Genomic DNA, 17,584 nt, shown 5'->3' with positions numbered 1-17,584 from the left:
AACCCGCCTCAGCGAGTTCTTCTTTTGTTATTCTAATCAAACTTGTACAGGAGCTGGCTTTGCATAACGTAAAACTGGTTTACGTGCAGCCATCGTTTCGTCTAAACGTTTAATGACTGTCGTATGCGGTGCTTCTTGTACAACTTCTGGATTTTCTTCTACTTCTTTAGCGATTTGAATCATCTTATCAATGAAACCATCTAATGTTTCTTTTGATTCTGTTTCTGTCGGCTCAATCATAATACATTCTTCCACATTTAATGGGAAGTAAATTGTTGGTGGATGGTAACCAAAATCAAGCAGACGTTTTGCAATATCTAATGTACGTACACCAAGTTTCTTTTGACGACGACCTGATAATACAAATTCATGCTTACAATGTCTATCGAATGGAAGATCATAGAATGGCGCTAATCTTCTCATCATATAGTTCGCATTTAATACAGCATACTCCGTTACTGCACGCAAACCATCTGGACCCATAGAGCGAATATACGTGTATGCACGAACGTTAATTCCGAAGTTACCATAGAATGGTTTCACACGACCAATTGCTTCTGGGCGGTCGTAGTTGAAGTGATAACCACTTTCCGTTTTCTCTAAAATCGGTTTTGGTAAGTACGGAATTAAATCAGCTTTCACACCTACTGGACCAGAACCTGGGCCACCACCGCCGTGAGGACCTGTAAATGTTTTATGAAGGTTTAAATGCACAACGTCAAATCCCATATCTCCTGGGCGTGCTTGGCTTAATACCGCATTTAAGTTTGCACCATCATAGTATAATTTACCGCCTGCATTATGGACGATTTCTGCCATTTCTAAAATATTTTCTTCGAATAGACCTAATGTATTAGGATTTGTTAACATAAGTGCTGCTGTTTCTTCGTTTACAACACGTTTTAAGTCTTCTAAGTCAACAAGGCCATTTTCATTTGATTTTACTGTAATTGTTTCAAAACCAGCTACAGTTGCAGATGCTGGGTTCGTTCCGTGAGCAGAGTCAGGTACAATTACTTTCGTACGGTTAAAGTCACCATTCGCTTCATGGTATGCACGAATTAACATTAAACCTGTCCATTCTCCGTGTGCACCAGCTGCTGGTTGTAAAGTAACAGTATCCATACCTGTAATTTCAATTAAATGCTCTTGTAAGTCGTACATTAATTCCATTGCACCTTGTACTGTCTTTTCATCTTGCAGTGGATGAATATTTGCAAATCCTGCGAAACGAGCTACACTCTCATTAATTTTCGGATTATATTTCATCGTACAAGATCCAAGTGGATAGAATCCAGAATCAACACCGTGGTTACGGTTTGAAAGTGCTGTATAGTGGCGCATAATATCAAGTTCAGATACTTCTGGTAGCTCTGCATCTTCTACTCGAATATAATCGCTCTCAAACACATCTTCTAGTTTCACTTCTTCTACATCTAATTTGGGTAAGCTATATCCTATGCGTCCTTCTTTACTCACTTCAAAGATAAGTGCTTGGTCTTGGTTCTTCATTGGATAGCCCCCATTTCGTTTACAAGTGTGTCAATTTCCTCTTTTGTACGAAGCTCAGTTACTGCTACAAGCATATGGTTTTCATGCTCTTTATAATCACGGCCTAGATCGTAACCACCGATAATATTCTTTTGTAATAATGCATCGTTTACTTCTTTCACTGGACGTTTGCAATCTACAACAAACTCATTGAAGAATGGTCCAGCAAATGTTACTGTGAAGCCTTTCGCTTCAAATTGACGTTTTGCATACTGTGCTTTAGAAATGTTTTGACGTGCCATTTCTTTCACACCTTGTTTGCCAAGTGCCGTCATTGCAACAGAAGCTGCTAATGCATTTAACGCTTGGTTTGAACAAATGTTAGATGTCGCTTTATCACGACGAATATGCTGTTCACGTGCTTGTAACGTTAATACAAATCCACGTTTACCATCTGAATCTACAGTTTGTCCAACAAGACGTCCTGGAATTTTACGCATAAATGCTTTCGTTGTTGCAAAGTAACCACAGTGCGGTCCACCAAACTGCGTTGGAATACCGAATGGTTGTGCATCACCGATTACAATATCAGCACCAAATTTCCCTGGTGGTGTTAATGCGCCTAATGATAATGGATTTGAAGAAACGATAAATAATGATTTTTGTTGATGAACGATTTTTTCAATATCAGCTAATTTTTCAACTTGTCCGAAGAAGTTTGGATATTGAACGATTACACAAGCAACTGTATCATCTACTTCACTTTGTAATACGTCTAAATCTGTTACACCATCTTTATGATTAATTTCAACAACTTCAAGATTTTGACCTTTTGCATACGTTTCAAGTACTGCTCTTGATTCTGGATGAACCGCGCTAGATACAAGAATTTTCTTTTTGCGAGTATGGCCAGCTGCTAACATTGCCGCTTCAGCTAAAGCTGTACCCCCGTCATACATAGAAGAGTTTGCTACATCCATTCCTGTTAATTCACAAATCATTGTTTGGAATTCAAAGATTGCTTGTAATTCCCCTTGTGAAATTTCCGGTTGGTATGGTGTATAAGCTGTATAAAATTCTGAGCGAGAAATAACATGATCTACAATTACTGGAGCATAATGATCGTATACGCCTGCTCCTAAGAAAGAAGCGTATTCTTTTAAGTTAGCATTTTTATTAGCCATTTGAGATAGCTCTTTTAAAAGCTCTGGCTCTGATTTTGCTTCTTTAATTTTTAAATCCCCTTTAAAACGAACACTCTCTGGAATATCAGAGAATAATTCATCGATCGTTTGAACGCCGATCGTTTGTAACATTTCTTTTTTGTCTTCTTCTGTCATTGGAAGATAACGATGCAACATGAAATCTACCCCTCTCCCCGTTACTTTGAACGTTTGTAAAATGGTGTTGGAACAACTACTGCTTTGACGCGTTTATTACGAATTTCAATTTCTACTTCTGTATCAACTGCTGCGTATTTTACATCAATTAGTGCTAAACCAATGCTTTTCTTTAACGTTGGAGATTGTGTACCACTTGTTACTTCCCCAATTTTTTCTTCACCAATAAATACAGGGTAATGCGTACGAGGAATTCCACGTTCGATTACTTCGATGCCGACTAATTTACGAGGCGCACCGTTTTCTTTTTGCTCTTTTAACGTTGCTTTTCCAAAGAAGTCTGCTTCTTTATTTGTTTTTACCGCAAAGCCAATTCCAGCCTCAATCGGTGTAATATCTTTTGATAATTCTTGTCCATAAAGTGGTAATGTTGCTTCGAATCGAAGTGTATCACGAGCACCTAAACCACATGCTTTTAAGCCCTCTTCTGCTCCAACTTCAAGAAGTTTCTCCCAAAGTTTTGCAGCATCTTCACTCTTACAGTAAATTTCGAATCCATCTTCACCTGTGTAACCTGTACGAGATACAAGTGCTGGAATTCCATCTACAAGAATATCGTTTTTAAATTTAAAGAACTTAATTTCTTTCAAATCTTCTGACACAACTTTTTGTAAAATGCCTTCTGCTTTTGGTCCTTGAATTGCAAGCTGTGCAACTTCACTAGAAACATTGACTACTGTCGCATCGCCAATTACATGACTTGCTAACCATTCGTAATCTTTCTCGATATTTGATGCATTGATTACTAATAAATAGTCTTCTTCACCACGTTTGTAGATTAATAAATCATCTACTGTACCACCATTTTCGTAGCACATAGCTGTATATTGTGCGCCCCCTACCTTTAAGGTAGATACGTCATTTGTAACAACACGTTGTAAAAATGCTAAACTATCTACACCTTTTACTTCAACTTCTCCCATATGAGACACATCGAACAAACCTGCAGCTGTACGTACAGCTTCGTGTTCTTCTTTAATGCTTGAAAATTGAACTGGTAATTCCCAACCACCGAAGTCGATTGTTTTCCCACCATACTTCGCGTATACATCAAATAACGGTGTACGTTGTAATGTAATCATGCTCTCTCCCCCTTATGCTTTGACAAATCAATAAAAGTTGCTTCCCTTTTCTAAACATTTTCATTCTGAAAAGATAGGATATACGGAATCTCATTATATTTTTTTATGAAAGCGTAAATAAAAAATCACTTTCTTGGATAAAATACGAAAGATTCCACACATTTCACACCATTATCCTAACATCATTCGCTATATTTCATCAATATTCTAGCATAAAAAATAATTTAGAATTTTTTATGTTAAAACACAATAAATACAGCTTTTGAGATTTAATACTTTATTATTGTCTATCATATAGCCTTTAATAACGATAATTATGCCTTCTTTTAAGGTAAATCATCATACATTAAAAAATAATTACTTTAGTTTATAAAAGGTGGGAGAGTTGTAATGAATGTCGATATTTCCGTAGATCGGACGTGGCAAAACAATTTTTTAAATAGAATTGACGAAGATGGTCCTTGGACAAACTGGGATTTATATCACTTAGCTTATGAAACAGAAAAATCGTTACTTGTTCCTACTTTTGATGGACTACAAGCACCGAAACATTTATCCCATTTCACACCGCTTCCGCATCAATTAGAAGTCGCTCAAAATGTGATTGAACAAATGAATGGTAAAGCGATTCTAGCAGATGAAGTAGGCCTTGGAAAAACAATCGAAGCTGGACTTATTTTGAAAGAATACATGGTCCGCGGGCTCGTGAAAAAGGTACTTATACTTGTCCCAGCTTCTCTCGTATCACAATGGGCATACGAGCTGAATACAAAGTTTTTCATTCCCGCTGTAGCACAAAAGAAAAGCTACTCATGGGAACAAGCTGACGTAATCGTATCATCAATTGATACTGCGAAACGTTCACCACATCGCGATATCGTGTTGAACTTAGAATATGACCTTATTATTATCGATGAAGCACATAAACTGAAAAATAATAAAACAAAAAACTATGAATTTGCACAACGATTAAAAAAGAAGTTTTGTTTATTACTAACCGCTACTCCTGTTCAAAATAAGATTGATGAAATTTTTAACCTTGTTTCTTTATTAAAACCAGGACATTTAGGCAATCAATCCAACTTTGAAGAATATTACGCTTCCAAAAATCGCTCAGCCGAATCAGATGAAGACTTAAAAGCTCTCATTAATAAAGTAATGGTGCGAAATAGACGACATAATACCGGTATCGATTGGCCGAAGAGACATGTACGTACAATTTTTGTTGAGTTTAATGAACAAGAACAAGCTCTATATAATGATATCGAAAATTGGCGAGGACAAGACGCCTTCACATCTGCTTTCTCATCGTTAACGTTAAAACGGGAAGCGTGTAGTAGTCGTGAGGCTGTTTACTATTCATTGAAAAAGCATGTAGAAAAAAGACAGAAAGAAAACGAACATTATATAAAAGATCCACATATCGATGTGCTAATGGACAAAATTAATCATATTCCTTTCAACTCGAAAGCAACTAAAGCTCTAGAGCTTATAAAAGAAATTGACGATAAAGTCGTCATTTTCACGGAATACCGAGCATCACAGATGTACTTACAATGGTTTTTACAACAACACGGTATTTCTTCTGTCCCATTCCGCGGCGGATTTAAACGCGGGAAGAAAGATTGGATGAAGGAAATTTTCCAAAATCGTGCCCAAGTGTTAATTGCAACGGAAGCTGGCGGAGAAGGCATTAACTTACAGTTTTGTAGCCATATGATCAATTATGATTTGCCATGGAATCCAATGCGTCTTGAGCAAAGAATCGGACGTATTCACCGTCTCGGTCAAAAGAATGATGTTCATATTTATAACTTAGCTACAAAGCATACTGTTGAAGAACATATTCTGAAACTGTTATATGAAAAAATCAACTTATTCGAGCGTGTTATCGGTGAACTCGATGAAATTTTAACGAGAATTAATATGAAAAACATCGACGCGCACATTCAAGAAATTTTCGCGCAATCAAAAAGCGAAGGTGAAATTAGAATTAAGATGGAAAACTTAACATCTATTATCGACTTTGCGAAACGAAATGAAGCTGAGGTGCAAGGCTATGCAGCAACATGAAATTCATAATTACTTATACAATTTCTTTGAGGCGAATAACTGTGAAATTTTAGAACGTTCTCCTCATTTATTAGATGTACAGTTAACAATTGAGATGGATAAATTATTAATGAATCGCCCTTTTTATTGGCACTATCTTGAGAAAACAGGAGGCGTACCGAATCCGATGCGCCTTACTCTTATTACAAATCCAGAAAATGAAGAAAATGATGGTGAGCTTATTCACTACGGTTCACCACGTCTACATCAAATTTTCCAAACGACAAAAGAATTAGGCTCTTACATACGTTTATATGAGGATGTAAGACATAATGGGGCAACACATACACCGCTCCACCCTTGGCTCGGTATTAATATAAAAGTTTCCTATCAATGTGATCGAAAAAAAGACATCCTTCACTCGATTGGCATTCATCTCATTTCTGGAACAATGATGGCAAACTTTCATGAAACATTAACAAACATTAAACTTACACCAAAAATACCTGATTTTTGTTTTACGCTCTCGCCCATCATTAAACCTCAAAGTGGTTTACAACGTATAGAAGACGCTTTAAAAAATATAATTGCAGAAGATGACCATACATGGGCAAAAGAAGCAAGAGTGCGTTGGAATCATGATTTAGACCTTTTAAACCGTTTTTATGAAGAAAGTGACGAACTTCCTGAGAGCTATGAAATTGAAAAACAAGCTCTGCAAGAACAGTATGAACCACGTATTACAGTGCAAATTATTAACGGTGGACTCTTTTATGTTACCGCGAATCATTTTCTATCAAAATAAAGCTCCTTCTGCTTTAGAAGGAGCTTTATTTCGAGTTACTCTCTATCCTCATTACGCTCTTGTTGTTTTTGCTTTGCCATGCGTTTTTGATACGCACGATCCTTCGCGCTCACATGATTTGCATCAGTTGGAAGATTTTCTTTCGAACGTCCAATTCCATTGCTCATCTTTCCCACTCCTTTTTACGTTTTTCAGAATACATGTTTATTTTCAGCTAGAGTTACAATCCTTATACAAAAAAATAAGAGCAGCCATTGGCCACTCTTACTCGCTCACATATTTTTGAAACATATCATGGATGCCTTTATTTACTAGGTTCGAGATCTGCTCGTCAGATTTATTCGGATAACGATCACGCAATCTGATAGATGCCTTCACCATTAAATTTTCTAATACAGAACGGCCACCTTCTCCATAAATAATTTCAGCATATTTAACAAGCCTTCCATCCTCTACTGTTGCTGGATTATGATTGAAGAAAAATTTACTCATTGTCTCCACCTCTCTCTTTTGATAACGTTTACATTTATATAGATTATTTATGTTATTTATTTCACAATATTGTATGCATGTATATTTAATTAGTTTCATTATAAAGCAACATATCGATAGTAAATATGTGATTTTCCGTCCATTTTGTGAACAAATTAAAAATGAAAGCGTTTCCTTTATTATATACTAAAAAAACTTACTACGCTAGGGGCAATTTTTTTCAATCTACTATCCCCTCGAAAATTGATATATTTTTTCTTTTCCCATTAAACCTTATACAATTTTCAGAAATTATATTATAAAATATATGTATGACTTAAGGAGGCTTTGTATGAATCAAAATAAAAAAGCTATATTAGATCTTGTCTTTTATCTCGTAATCCCATTCCTCATTTGGAAATTTGCAAAACCTTATATCGATCCTTATTACGCGATGTTACTTTCCTCTGTTCCGGGGATTATTTATACACTGTATACCTTTAAAAAAGAAAAACAGTTTAACGTGACAGGGTTCTTTATTTTAATTACACTCATTTCTAATACAACGGTAGATTTATTATCTGGGTCAGCTGAACGAATGTTGTGGAATGATGCATATTATCACATCGTACTCGGTATTATCGTCATATGTACAATTTTCATAAAAAAACCACTCATGTTATATTTCGCTGCGGATATTGCAGCACTGCAAGGGCATGACCGTGATAAAAGTCGTGAACTGTATCGTGATAGTCGTATATATCCAGCACTGCAATATTTAACGTTATTTTTCGGGCTACAATTTATATTAAAAAGCTTTTTAAAAATTTATTTCATCTCTGTTTTTGGTGTAGATGGCTACGGTGAAATGAGAGCGATTATGACCGCTGTCGGCTGGGGTATTTCTATTTGTATCGGAATAGGATTCGTATGGGTGAACAATAAAATACATGCCGTTACTGAGGAAAAAGAGTCTGTACAATAGCAAAAAAAACTAGTTCCTTATTGGAGGCCACAGAAAAACATATGTGTAACGAATAGAGATGACTTTCCGTTCAAGTTTGAACAGAAAGTCATCTCTTTCTTATCATTTTTTATTCTTTTTCTTTCATTATAAAAATAGTCTTATTTGGCAAAATTCCTTTTTTGAAGCTTTTTTCATACCCTATAAATTCTCCATTCTATTTCCATGTTACGATATATTCTTTTTTCATCAGAAAATAGAATTTTTGCAATTCCGTCTTGTAAATTTACCCTATCATCCACTATGTGCTTCGCAAATTTTTTCTATTGGAGGCACTTTTTTATAACCATCAACACATTTTCCTTTTCCACTATTTACAAATTATAACGTTTAATAATTATTTATTTTAATAATTTATTATAAAAATTTTTCATTTTTATTTATATGTGATATTACTTTCAAAATTTTTATGAATCTTTCCATTTTCTATATACCACATTCCGCCGTAGGGTAGACTACCACGCATTCCTTCAAGAATAGATAGTCCATCAATTGACTCTCCTGCAAATTTTAACATGTGAGGGGTGGCTAATGATGAGAAACTAAAGGTTCTTTGTGCATTCCAATTTGTATCTTTATATAATCGACGACACATTTGAATCCAGCCTAACAAAGTCCCTGTAACAATCCATGCATCAGGTTCCCCATTTGTGAAACGTATTGCTGGACGTAACCATGAAGCAGCCTCTTCAGGCCAGTCTACTATATTTAGTACATAGCCTCCCTTTCCTTCGCTTCCTCCTTTTGTTTCCCATAATTCAGCTATAGCATAGGCTATCTCTTTCGAGACATTATCTCTCCCATGACCAATTGTAATGGATTCAATTGGTGGATGGACGGAGGTAAGTAAATTCATCAACGTACCCATTTCTATTTCTTTTTGTGGAATTAGAGATTTCGATTGTTTTAAAATTGATTTTTCTGTATTCTCAATCAAAGGAGAAAAAGAGTAACGTTTTATCTTAGACATTCTTATCATTCCTTTTTTTGAGTGTTTTTCCACTGCGCATATTTTTCTGGTAAACAAACTGCGCATGGACGATATCCAGCTGCAATTGCTGTTTTTTCATCAGAAAAAAATACTCGGTATTTTATATATCCTCCCTGCGCAATTGCACGTAACGCTGAGGGGCAATCTAGTTTTCCATATAACTTGCCTCGGCGGTATCCCCCTAGAGTCCCAGGTATATCACTAGTATAAATATCTCTATTTGAATCCATAAGAATATATATTTTTTTCTTGCACATGTAACAAACCACTCTTCTAATTTAATGTTTTTTTTATTTTTCGTAAAAATTCCACTACTTATTATTCCGTTCCAGATCTAACAGCGTCTCCTTCATTGTTCCCCTCCTCTATACCTTGTTAATGAACCATTTGTTCCGACTACATGGTGACCAGTACTGGATTTTCTCCAATGGCGCGAACGGTATAAGGTTTTTTAATACGGTTTGCTATGTCTGTATATGAGTATGTTTTCCCATAACGTATTTTATTTTGGACATTCGATTAATTCCTCGGCATATAGCTTTAACTTTTCATCTTTTTGAATTAGAACATCATTTAGAAGTCTCGTTTCAATCCAATTTGTAAGCTTATACAAAGATTCATTAAGTGAGCCAACATAACTCTCTTTTAGTAGTGGCAATATACATACTCCATTTGGAATACGTGACTTACAGGATGAAAGACAAATAAGCTTTGTTGTTTTTACTGCGTAATAAAATTCCCCATTGTATGATGCATCATTTTGTATGATAGCCCACCATCTCTCATCAGTTAAATTGATTTCGTCTATTGCATTTACAACTGTTGGCTTATTTTGTTTTCTCATGTAATCACCTCCATGGAAAACTAGTATAAACCCAGAATTCATCATTTGTACGGATTTGGGAATATAAGAGCAAGATTACAAAATCAAATAAAAGAAATTTATGATAAAAATATATTAGAGTTATGTATGAAAAAACAGGAGGAATTTGATGAAAAAGTATATTAACAATACTGAATGGGATGCTCCATATTTTATAGGTGATATAACTAGTAAAATATATTGCTTTCCATGGTGTGAAAATGTACAAAAAGAACAAAATATCACAGTATTCAAATCTAGAAAAGAGGTTATGCATTCTGGCTATCTCCCTTGTAAAAATTGTTGTTCCATTCTCCCACATGGTTCTTGGCAAGATTTTGAGCAAGAGATAAAATTATTCGTGCGACGGTTGCTAGTTTTGTACGTGAATGGTTTGATTTAGACACTAATCTATCTCCCTTTTATGTTTTAGCTGAAAAAGATAAATTATTAAATACGCCTATCAAAGAGCACTATGGCTTACGTAATATGGGAATTCCCGATTTATTTGAAGCCTTATGTTGGGGAATTCTTGGACAGCAAATCACCCTCACCTATGCGTATACATTGAAAAGACGTTTAGTAGAAAATTTTGGTGAACATGTGGAATGGAATGGAAATAAATATTTGATTTTCCCACTGCCACAAAAGATTGCTAAATTGACTGTCGAAGATTTACCTCCATTAAAAATGACCATAAAGAAATGTGAGTATTTGATTGGTGTTGCACAACTTATGGTAGACGGAAAATTAACAAAACAATCCTTGTTACATACTAATGACCATAAAAAAGCTGAAAAACTTTTAGTTAGAATTCGTGGTATTGGTCCATGGACAGCGAATTACGTTCTAATGCGATGCTTGCGGTTTCCTACTGCTTTTCCAATCGATGATGTCGGTTTGCATAATGTAATTAAGCTACTCACAGGATCTGAAACAAAACCAACAAAAAAAGAAATTAAAGAATATGCTACCACTTGGACAAATTGGGAATCCTATGCAACGTTTTATTTATGGAGAACCCTATATTGATATATCATTTTCTACCATAGTTAAATATCAGGAGGATACGGATGAAAAATACAATTAGAACACAAATTTTTGAACTTATCGATCCAGAATATCAAAAATTTTCAGCAGCACTCATACCTAATATTGATAATGTTTTGGGTGTTCGACTACCCGAATTACGTAAAATAGCAAAGAAGATTGCAAAGGATGATTGGCGTACTTATCTAAAAACAGCCGAAGATGAATATTTTGAGGAAATTATGTTACAAGGTATGGTTATTGGCTATGTTAAAACAGATATTAATGACCAATTATCTTATGTAGCTTCTTTCATACCCAAAATAGATAATTGGTCAGTTTGCGATAGTTTCTGCATAGGACTTAAATTTACCAAAGAACATAGAGAGGCTGTATGGGAATTTTTACAGTCTTATCTTTCATCAAAAAATGAATATGAAGTTCGATTTGGCGTAGTTATGCTTTTAGACTTTTATATTGAAAATGGATATATTAGTAAAGTTCTAACTCTACTCGATAACACAAAACATAATGGTTTTTACGCAAAAATGGCTATTGCTTGGGCGGTGTCTATCTGCTATATAAAGTTCCCCGATTTAACATTGGACTATTTAAAACATAATACTCTCGATGATTTCACTTATAATAAAGCTTTGCAAAAAATTACAGAATCTTATCGTGTAGATAAAGAAACGAAAGCTCTCATTCGTAGTATGAAACGGAAACAATTTAAATAAATTAAAAATAATGACTGCAAAAAAACACAGAAAAAGCATTTTTCCTGTGTTTTTTATTTTCTTTTTATTCTGTTTTCTTGCAATGGACAAAAGAAGGTTTCCATTCTGACAAGTCTTGATAAACAAACGTTATATTGTCACATATTTTATCTGCGACTTCATACATATGTTCTATATCATTAGCCGTAAATAATATAGATCCTTTGCGTTGAGTGCTATCCACAATAGCTGGTATGATATCGCCCTCTTTTACTAATAGATCAATTAATACAACCTCGGACATGTTAGCTAACTCTTTATACTTGATTTCTTTTAAGCAACCTGGTTTTGGAATCAAGCTTAAAGACATGGCTTGACATTTTGAAGGTACACATCTAAATTCATCTATAGTCTCAGTAGCTAACGTATCAAAATAGTATCCAAATTGAGATATGCCCGTTGTTAGCTCCACCATTTTCCAAATATTTCCGCCACCTATTCTAACTTGAGACTCTATGATTCTTGGTTTATTGTGTTTGTCTATCTTTATTTCTGTATGAGTAATGCCGTTTTCCATTTGCATGTCGTCCAAAAATAGCATTACTTTCTCCATAATTAATTGTTTTTGAGATTCGTCTATAGGTGCTGGCATAATAGTATAGTTTATTATAAACGTATCTTCTTTAAATACTTCAGCTGATATAGCTAGTATAGAATGTTTTTTGTTATAAGAAACGGTTTCGACCGTATAAACTACATCACCTTCAATGTACTCTTCTACTAAAACCGGTAGTTGAATACCGTTATCTTTAATAAATACTCCTACATCATCTCCTGTATCTAGCTTGGATACTCCTTTACCACCTGCGCCAATCCGAGGCTTTATTATAATACTATCTTTTTTGTTCAAAAATTCATCAATGTCTTCAATAGTATTGCAAACTTTCGAGTCTATCGAAAAGTTTTTGCCTGCTAGCATTTCACGCATCATGTCTTTATTGCGCGTTATCAAATTGGCATTGTAAGAAGGTCCTTTAACATTAAAAATCTTTGCGATTATGCAAGCCGTATCTAAGGCTGTTTCGTTGAAAGATATAACCACATCAAATGGTTTCTCTTTGAATAATTCTTCAGCATAGTATACAGACAAGGGTATGTTTGTTGTGTCTATTTCTTTTTTATAGTAACACTTTTCTAAGATAGTTCCATCGAAATATATATGTTTAGCGTAAGATCCTATATATGAAACAGTATATCCACTGTCTAAAGCATCTTGTATTGGCTTTGTCCATCCCCCTATAAATAAAATGTGTGGTGTAGTATATTCAATGTCATTTCCTTTTGATACCTTATACATCATAATCATCTCCTCTAAAATGAACTCGTATATTCAATGTCATTTCCTTTTGATACGCCACGTCTTAACAAGGCCACTAAACACAATGTTGTTCCGAATCCTCCTATGAATAACGTAGTTTGAAGCCCAAATATAGAAACTAAAAATGCACTAGCAAAACTTCCTAATGCCCAAGCCCCCCAATTCAGCGTACGTTGTACAGCATTTACTCGGCCTAGCATGTGATTTGGTGAGGCAAGTTGTCGTATGGTTGCAGCGTAAGGGCCAAATACACCTTCTCCCATACCATGTATGATACTTGCAGCTACTATACCGTAAACGGTTCCCATATATCCCATTATCGGTATAAAGGCCAAACCAGTAACTGATACAGTAGCGCTATAAATAAGCATTTTTGTATTATTAATTTGTTGACTTTTTTTCATGAGAACCGTATTGCCTATTAAAAATCCCACTGCTGCTGAGCCTACAACAAACCCTATTTCAAGTTCAGATAGACCCATTACCTTATACAGGAATATTACTAAAATACTATTTAGTATGTATTTAAAAAAACCGTAAACAGCGCCACAGGTTACAATTGGTTCCAATACAGGGTGTTTTTTAAAATATACCAAGCCTTCATATATGTTTTGGTATATGGATTTTATATTTACGTCTTTTAAAGATCCATCTGTATGTGGTTTAAACTTTGAAATAAATAGTACAAATGCAAAACAAACAAAATACGTTACTGCGTCAATAGTGAAAGAGCCTGTTAATCCAAATAGAGTAATGATGATTCCTGCTAGCATAGGACCAATTACTACAGAAAGAGACTCCGAAAGAGCTAGTTGGGCATTTCCTTTTTTTAACTTGTCTTTATCTGTTACTATTTCCGGTAAGAAAGAAGGAACAGCAATGTTATAAAATGTAGTAAATATTCCATTTAAAAACATGATAAAAACTAATAAAGGGAACGTTAAAATATTTGTTACAGTCAGTATGAATACTGATAAAAATAATACTCCTTGACATATACTACAAATTAGCAAAACATTTTTTCTATGAAAGATATCTATCAAAGCACCGGCTACTAACCCGAAAATTAGGTAGGGTACAAATATAACCCCACGAAGCATGGCAGCATTTGCCTCGCTTGTTTGTAGCACCTCTAATGCAAAAAGAGGTAAAGCTACCATTGTAAGCTGGGTACCTAACAAACTTATTGATTGTCCTAGCCAAAGTTTGTGAAAATTAAAACGTTTGCTATCTTTCATAATAACCCCCCCATTAATTAATATTATAAACTACTAGGTTTACGATATAAGTAAGATCAGGCAAGACCTATTTTTTATCTAATGTCTATACCACAAAAAATTTGAAACCTATTATAACGTTAGGGCTCGAAACCCTTCTGGCTAATGAAAAGTTCATCTTCCGAAAAATACTGCCGCATTCGTTTATAAACCAATTGATAGACGGATGGATGATACCATTCTTCCATTTTTATACTTCTATATAAGGCTTGTAAGCCCATCCTGCTTGTTCGTTTACCACCGCTGCCGTCCCCCATAAAGTAATCGTCAATACATACTCGGTTAACCAAGGGGCGCAATATTTCTGCAAACCGCTCGCTACTTGGTAATATGGGTGCGATGGCAACCTGTGCAGGAATACCGAGTTCAGCAAGCAGTTGGAGTGTTTTAAGTCTTGCTGGAATAGGGGGAGCATATGGCGTAAAATGCTTGCGAATATCTTCCCTATCGGTCTCTACTGTCATACTCACCCGAACTTTTGTTCCTAACTGTTGCAGCATCTTTATATCCCTGCGGACAAGTGGGCTACGTGTTTGAACAAGCAAGAAGTCCGGGGGATTATCCACCATAATTTCCAGTAAAGACTGCGTAATTTTCTCCTTGTGTTCGATTGGTTGATAAGGGTCCGTACTGGATGACATGAAGATGGTGACTGGACCTTTGGCCTTAGCTCTAATCAATTCTTTTTGGAATGTGAGTGCAGCATCTTTTTTAATATCTACCCATGTCCCCCATTCCGAGTTACGGAAAATGGAGACAGGCATTTGCCGCACATAGCAATACGAGCAGGCGAACACACATCCCGTATAGGGATTCAACGAATGACTATAACCGGACAAAAAACCAGTTCCCTTATTCAGCAGTGTTTTGGGCGTTTTATATAAATATTCGATTGTCATCCCCAATCACCTACTAAATCATATCTGGCGTATGGATTGAAGAAGAAGCAGCAATTCAGGATTGTTACATGCTTATAAAGATGTAATTTGAGTTTGGGTTTACTTCGCATCATGAAATATAACCCCCAGGCTATACCGCATTCCCGAATTGACGGTACCAACGCCGTGTCGCAGAGCCACCTTGTAATATCCACGCGCACCCAATACCGGTCGATATTGAGTTGGAAAAATGAGACCTTCACCTCGATTAAGCGTAATGACATGACCTCTGCTCTGTGCCCGTGGTCGTTGTTCAACGAGTAAAAATTCACCGCCTGTATAGTCTTCGTTCTGTTGGTTCAGAGTAAACACAACTTGAAAAGGGAAGAAGATATCCCCGTACAAATCCTGATGGAGGCAATTGTAGCCCCCTGCTTCGTATTTCAAAATTAGCGGGGTAGGTCGTTTCTGCCCCGCCTGGTGACATTGATCAAGAAACATTTCCAGGGTTTCTGGGTATTCGGGTGATTTATTTAACTGTTCCAGCCAACGATTTGCCGCTTTGGCTAACTCTGGGTACAAGTTATCACGGATTTGTTGTAACTGATCAGGAAGAGGCGTATGATAATATTTGTACTCCCCGATTCCAAAACGATATCGTTTCATGTCGATGGTCTTGCGATATAGGGATTCGTCTTCATAGTCTTGGATTAGACATGCACATGATTCCGCATTTAGAAGGGACGGCAGCTTGGCGTACCCCTGTGTGTCAAGCATTTGATGTAGCTCAGCCCAATTGAGTTTGGCTAAAGATACTATATGCTGGTCAGACATGTTGCAACTCCTTCCCACTGTTTGTAAAGCCTCGTTCAAGTTCCAGCAATTGCGTTTTCATTTCCATTCCGCCACGATAGCCCGTTAGCGATCCATTTTTTCCGATAACACGATGGCATGGAACAGTAATGAGGATTGGGTTCGCTCCAATAGCCCTCCCAATGGCCCGAACTGCAGTCGGTTTTTGAATTTGTTGAGCAATATCCGAGTAAGATCGAGTTTGGCCGTACGGAATATCACATAGTGCCTTCCATACCGCTTCCTGAAAAGGTGTGCCGTGATAAAAGATTGGAATGGTGAACCGATTAATCTTGCCTTGAAAATATTCAACAAACTCATCTGCAAAGGGTTGCAATTTTTCGTCATCTTGAATCAGGTCGTTTCCAGGAAAGTAATGATTTGCCCATTTCACCAATTCTTCGAATGGCTGATTTTGCGACCCAACAAAACATAGGCCATTATTTGTTGCGGCAATGTACATCTTCCAGTCTTCATAAGAAAACAAGGACCAATAGAGAGAACTTCCTTTTTTAGATGCCATTTGAAAACACCTCCTTCAAGTATTGTTTTTGCTGTCTACGGTAAGTTTCCGGCGTTTGTCCGGTTTTCTTCTTAAACAGCGTGATAAAATATGGTGTATTGGAAAGTCCGACAGACTCACCAACTTTAGAAACTGGGTCATCCAAAGTAGTCAATAACATTTTCGCCTTCTCTATTCGAACATGTTGGATGTAGTCCACTGGGGTCATGCCCTTGATTTTTTTAAAAGTTCTGTGCAAGTGATAAGGGGTTCCATGACTCAGAAGCGCAAGGACTTCAAGCGTCAATTTTTCATCGTAGTGGCTATCCACATATTCAGTTACGAAGGCAATCCACTCTTCATCGGGCATTCTTTGCCCGGTTGGCTTGCACCGTTTGCAGGGACGAAAATTTGCGGCTAGTGCTTGTTTAGTATTTTCAAAAAAGCCAATGTTTTCTCTTTTTGGTACCCTTGATTTACAAGAAGGGCGACAAAAAATCCCTGTTGTTTTCACTGCATAAAAAAAATGTCCGTCATAAGAAGCATCATTATCAACAACAGCCTGCCATTGTTCATCAGAAACAGGGATGGGTAGAAATGGATTGTCAGAGTCTGGTTGTTGATTAGTTTGGTTCGGATTCATTTTCCAATTGTATTTCATTTTGAATCACCTCTAGATTCAGTATAAACCTCTAAATCCTGTATTGTAAGCATTTCGAAATGTAATAGCAAGATAACGAAATTACAATGGCGAGTTGTTGCGTAATTATATGT

Annotated in this window: 19 protein-coding genes and 2 pseudogenes; 6 read left to right on the top strand and 15 right to left on the bottom strand. The window is 36.1% G+C overall.

Annotated features, from left to right (window positions below; all coding sequences use genetic code 11):
• Positions 1-36: 36 nt before the first annotated feature.
• The 3 genes from gcvPB to gcvT are packed head-to-tail and all read right to left on the bottom strand — an operon-like array spanning position 37 to position 3,973.
• Positions 37-1,512, bottom strand: coding sequence for an aminomethyl-transferring glycine dehydrogenase subunit 2 (gene gcvPB, locus BLT20_RS06155; protein ID WP_000795703.1), 1,476 nt, complete (start codon positions 1,510-1,512; stop codon positions 37-39).
• Positions 1,509-2,852 carry an aminomethyl-transferring glycine dehydrogenase subunit 1 gene (gene gcvPA, locus BLT20_RS06150; RefSeq protein ID WP_000903228.1) on the bottom strand — a complete coding sequence of 448 codons (1,344 nt, stop codon included), beginning with the start codon at positions 2,850-2,852 and terminating at the stop codon, positions 1,509-1,511. Before gcvPA ends, gcvPB begins: the two co-directional genes overlap by 4 nt.
• Before the next feature lie 20 nt (positions 2,853-2,872).
• Positions 2,873-3,973: a glycine cleavage system aminomethyltransferase GcvT gene (gene gcvT, locus BLT20_RS06145; RefSeq protein WP_000631769.1), complete on the bottom strand. Its 1,101-nt coding sequence runs from the start codon at positions 3,971-3,973 to the stop codon at positions 2,873-2,875.
• A 390-nt stretch (positions 3,974-4,363) separates the two neighbouring features.
• On the opposite strand from gcvT, the gene BLT20_RS06140 reads away from it, so the two are divergent.
• On the top strand, positions 4,364-6,046 hold the full coding sequence (locus BLT20_RS06140) for a DEAD/DEAH box helicase (RefSeq protein WP_001100038.1): 1,683 nt from the start codon (positions 4,364-4,366) through the stop codon (positions 6,044-6,046).
• Entirely contained in the window at positions 6,033-6,830 is a 798-nt protein-coding gene (locus BLT20_RS06135) for a YqhG family protein (protein ID WP_001183964.1), read from the top strand. Before BLT20_RS06140 ends, BLT20_RS06135 begins: the two co-directional genes overlap by 14 nt.
• Positions 6,831-6,865: 35 nt before the next feature.
• Here BLT20_RS06135 and BLT20_RS30950 read toward each other — a convergent pair whose 3' ends face one another.
• Positions 6,866-6,997 carry a hypothetical protein gene (locus BLT20_RS30950; protein ID WP_000064668.1) on the bottom strand — a complete coding sequence of 44 codons (132 nt, stop codon included), beginning with the start codon at positions 6,995-6,997 and terminating at the stop codon, positions 6,866-6,868.
• 97 nt (positions 6,998-7,094) lie between these two features.
• The gene (locus tag BLT20_RS06125; RefSeq protein ID WP_000032702.1) at positions 7,095-7,322 is read right to left on the bottom strand and encodes a hypothetical protein; all 228 of its coding nucleotides are present in this window, start codon (positions 7,320-7,322) and stop codon (positions 7,095-7,097) included.
• A gap of 73 nt (positions 7,323-7,395) precedes the next feature.
• Between BLT20_RS06125 and BLT20_RS06120 the strand changes: the two genes are divergently transcribed.
• A complete protein-coding gene (locus tag BLT20_RS06120) occupies positions 7,396-7,512 on the top strand; it encodes a hypothetical protein (protein WP_001987222.1) in 117 nt (38 codons plus the stop codon).
• A gap of 141 nt (positions 7,513-7,653) precedes the next feature.
• Positions 7,654-8,286: a VC0807 family protein gene (locus BLT20_RS06115; protein WP_001073110.1), complete on the top strand. Its 633-nt coding sequence runs from the start codon at positions 7,654-7,656 to the stop codon at positions 8,284-8,286.
• A gap of 415 nt (positions 8,287-8,701) precedes the next feature.
• Here BLT20_RS06115 and BLT20_RS06110 read toward each other — a convergent pair whose 3' ends face one another.
• The 4 genes and pseudogenes from BLT20_RS06110 to BLT20_RS30750 form a co-directional block, all read right to left on the bottom strand.
• Entirely contained in the window at positions 8,702-9,295 is a 594-nt protein-coding gene (locus BLT20_RS06110) for a hypothetical protein (protein ID WP_000034919.1), read from the bottom strand.
• A gap of 5 nt (positions 9,296-9,300) precedes the next feature.
• Complete coding sequence (locus BLT20_RS06105; RefSeq protein WP_002026309.1) at positions 9,301-9,546, bottom strand: Ada metal-binding domain-containing protein; 246 nt, start codon at positions 9,544-9,546, stop codon at positions 9,301-9,303.
• A gap of 166 nt (positions 9,547-9,712) precedes the next feature.
• Positions 9,713-9,784, bottom strand: coding sequence for a hypothetical protein (locus tag BLT20_RS30945; RefSeq protein ID WP_227077850.1), 72 nt, complete (start codon positions 9,782-9,784; stop codon positions 9,713-9,715).
• 202 nt (positions 9,785-9,986) lie between these two features.
• Positions 9,987-10,160, bottom strand: a pseudogene (locus BLT20_RS30750) (Ada metal-binding domain-containing protein); the annotation flags it as partial.
• A gap of 148 nt (positions 10,161-10,308) precedes the next feature.
• Between BLT20_RS30750 and BLT20_RS06090 the strand changes: the two are divergent.
• A pseudogene (locus BLT20_RS06090) lies at positions 10,309-11,210 on the top strand (Ada metal-binding domain-containing protein).
• 41 nt (positions 11,211-11,251) lie between these two features.
• Positions 11,252-11,944: a DNA alkylation repair protein gene (locus tag BLT20_RS06085; RefSeq protein ID WP_000799123.1), complete on the top strand. Its 693-nt coding sequence runs from the start codon at positions 11,252-11,254 to the stop codon at positions 11,942-11,944.
• A gap of 64 nt (positions 11,945-12,008) precedes the next feature.
• Here BLT20_RS06085 and BLT20_RS06080 read toward each other — a convergent pair whose 3' ends face one another.
• From BLT20_RS06080 to BLT20_RS06055, 6 genes are all read right to left on the bottom strand, one after another.
• Positions 12,009-13,280: an ATP-grasp domain-containing protein gene (locus tag BLT20_RS06080; RefSeq protein WP_000278931.1), complete on the bottom strand. Its 1,272-nt coding sequence runs from the start codon at positions 13,278-13,280 to the stop codon at positions 12,009-12,011.
• 14 nt (positions 13,281-13,294) lie between these two features.
• Positions 13,295-14,539: an MFS transporter gene (locus BLT20_RS06075; protein ID WP_000655288.1), complete on the bottom strand. Its 1,245-nt coding sequence runs from the start codon at positions 14,537-14,539 to the stop codon at positions 13,295-13,297.
• 119 nt (positions 14,540-14,658) lie between these two features.
• Positions 14,659-15,477, bottom strand: a complete 819-nt coding sequence (locus BLT20_RS06070; RefSeq protein ID WP_000151595.1) for an SPL family radical SAM protein — start codon at positions 15,475-15,477, stop codon at positions 14,659-14,661.
• A gap of 99 nt (positions 15,478-15,576) precedes the next feature.
• A complete protein-coding gene (locus BLT20_RS06065; protein WP_001283443.1) occupies positions 15,577-16,290 on the bottom strand; it encodes a 2OG-Fe(II) oxygenase in 714 nt (237 codons plus the stop codon).
• The gene (locus BLT20_RS06060) at positions 16,283-16,831 is read right to left on the bottom strand and encodes a methylated-DNA--[protein]-cysteine S-methyltransferase (protein ID WP_000157105.1); all 549 of its coding nucleotides are present in this window, start codon (positions 16,829-16,831) and stop codon (positions 16,283-16,285) included. The genes BLT20_RS06065 and BLT20_RS06060 overlap by 8 nt, the downstream gene beginning before the upstream one ends.
• Positions 16,821-17,471 (bottom strand): bifunctional transcriptional activator/DNA repair enzyme AdaA, encoded by a 651-nt coding sequence (locus tag BLT20_RS06055; RefSeq protein WP_000876844.1) that lies wholly within the window; start codon positions 17,469-17,471, stop codon positions 16,821-16,823. The genes BLT20_RS06060 and BLT20_RS06055 overlap by 11 nt, the downstream gene beginning before the upstream one ends.
• Positions 17,472-17,584 lie beyond the last annotated feature (113 nt).

Source organism: Bacillus sp. cl96 (assembly GCF_900100505.1).
In the GTDB taxonomy this organism is placed as follows: Bacteria; Bacillota; Bacilli; order Bacillales; family Bacillaceae_G; genus Bacillus_A; species Bacillus_A cereus.
The sequence above is the reverse complement of the archived record's forward strand: the minus strand, read 5'-3'. Positions and strand labels throughout refer to the sequence as shown.

What these genes read in the sequence shown, in the direction of transcription:
- gcvPB (WP_000795703.1), bottom strand. Translation starts at nt 1,512, where the DNA reads ATGAAGAACCAAGACCAAGCACTTATCTTTGAAGTGAGTAAAGAAGGA.
- gcvPA (WP_000903228.1), bottom strand. Translation starts at nt 2,852, where the DNA reads ATGTTGCATCGTTATCTTCCAATGACAGAAGAAGACAAAAAAGAAATG.
- gcvT (WP_000631769.1), bottom strand. Translation starts at nt 3,973, where the DNA reads ATGATTACATTACAACGTACACCGTTATTTGATGTATACGCGAAGTAT.
- BLT20_RS06140 (WP_001100038.1), top strand. Translation starts at nt 4,364, where the DNA reads ATGAATGTCGATATTTCCGTAGATCGGACGTGGCAAAACAATTTTTTA.
- BLT20_RS06135 (WP_001183964.1), top strand. Translation starts at nt 6,033, where the DNA reads ATGCAGCAACATGAAATTCATAATTACTTATACAATTTCTTTGAGGCG.
- BLT20_RS30950 (WP_000064668.1), bottom strand. Translation starts at nt 6,997, where the DNA reads ATGAGCAATGGAATTGGACGTTCGAAAGAAAATCTTCCAACTGATGCA.
- BLT20_RS06125 (WP_000032702.1), bottom strand. Translation starts at nt 7,322, where the DNA reads ATGAGTAAATTTTTCTTCAATCATAATCCAGCAACAGTAGAGGATGGA.
- BLT20_RS06120 (WP_001987222.1), top strand. Translation starts at nt 7,396, where the DNA reads ATGCATGTATATTTAATTAGTTTCATTATAAAGCAACATATCGATAGT.
- BLT20_RS06115 (WP_001073110.1), top strand. Translation starts at nt 7,654, where the DNA reads ATGAATCAAAATAAAAAAGCTATATTAGATCTTGTCTTTTATCTCGTA.
- BLT20_RS06110 (WP_000034919.1), bottom strand. Translation starts at nt 9,295, where the DNA reads ATGTCTAAGATAAAACGTTACTCTTTTTCTCCTTTGATTGAGAATACA.
- BLT20_RS06105 (WP_002026309.1), bottom strand. Translation starts at nt 9,546, where the DNA reads ATGGATTCAAATAGAGATATTTATACTAGTGATATACCTGGGACTCTA.
- BLT20_RS06085 (WP_000799123.1), top strand. Translation starts at nt 11,252, where the DNA reads ATGAAAAATACAATTAGAACACAAATTTTTGAACTTATCGATCCAGAA.
- BLT20_RS06080 (WP_000278931.1), bottom strand. Translation starts at nt 13,280, where the DNA reads ATGTATAAGGTATCAAAAGGAAATGACATTGAATATACTACACCACAC.
- BLT20_RS06075 (WP_000655288.1), bottom strand. Translation starts at nt 14,539, where the DNA reads ATGAAAGATAGCAAACGTTTTAATTTTCACAAACTTTGGCTAGGACAA.
- BLT20_RS06070 (WP_000151595.1), bottom strand. Translation starts at nt 15,477, where the DNA reads ATGACAATCGAATATTTATATAAAACGCCCAAAACACTGCTGAATAAG.
- BLT20_RS06065 (WP_001283443.1), bottom strand. Translation starts at nt 16,290, where the DNA reads ATGTCTGACCAGCATATAGTATCTTTAGCCAAACTCAATTGGGCTGAG.
- BLT20_RS06060 (WP_000157105.1), bottom strand. Translation starts at nt 16,831, where the DNA reads ATGGCATCTAAAAAAGGAAGTTCTCTCTATTGGTCCTTGTTTTCTTAT.
- BLT20_RS06055 (WP_000876844.1), bottom strand. Translation starts at nt 17,471, where the DNA reads ATGAAATACAATTGGAAAATGAATCCGAACCAAACTAATCAACAACCA.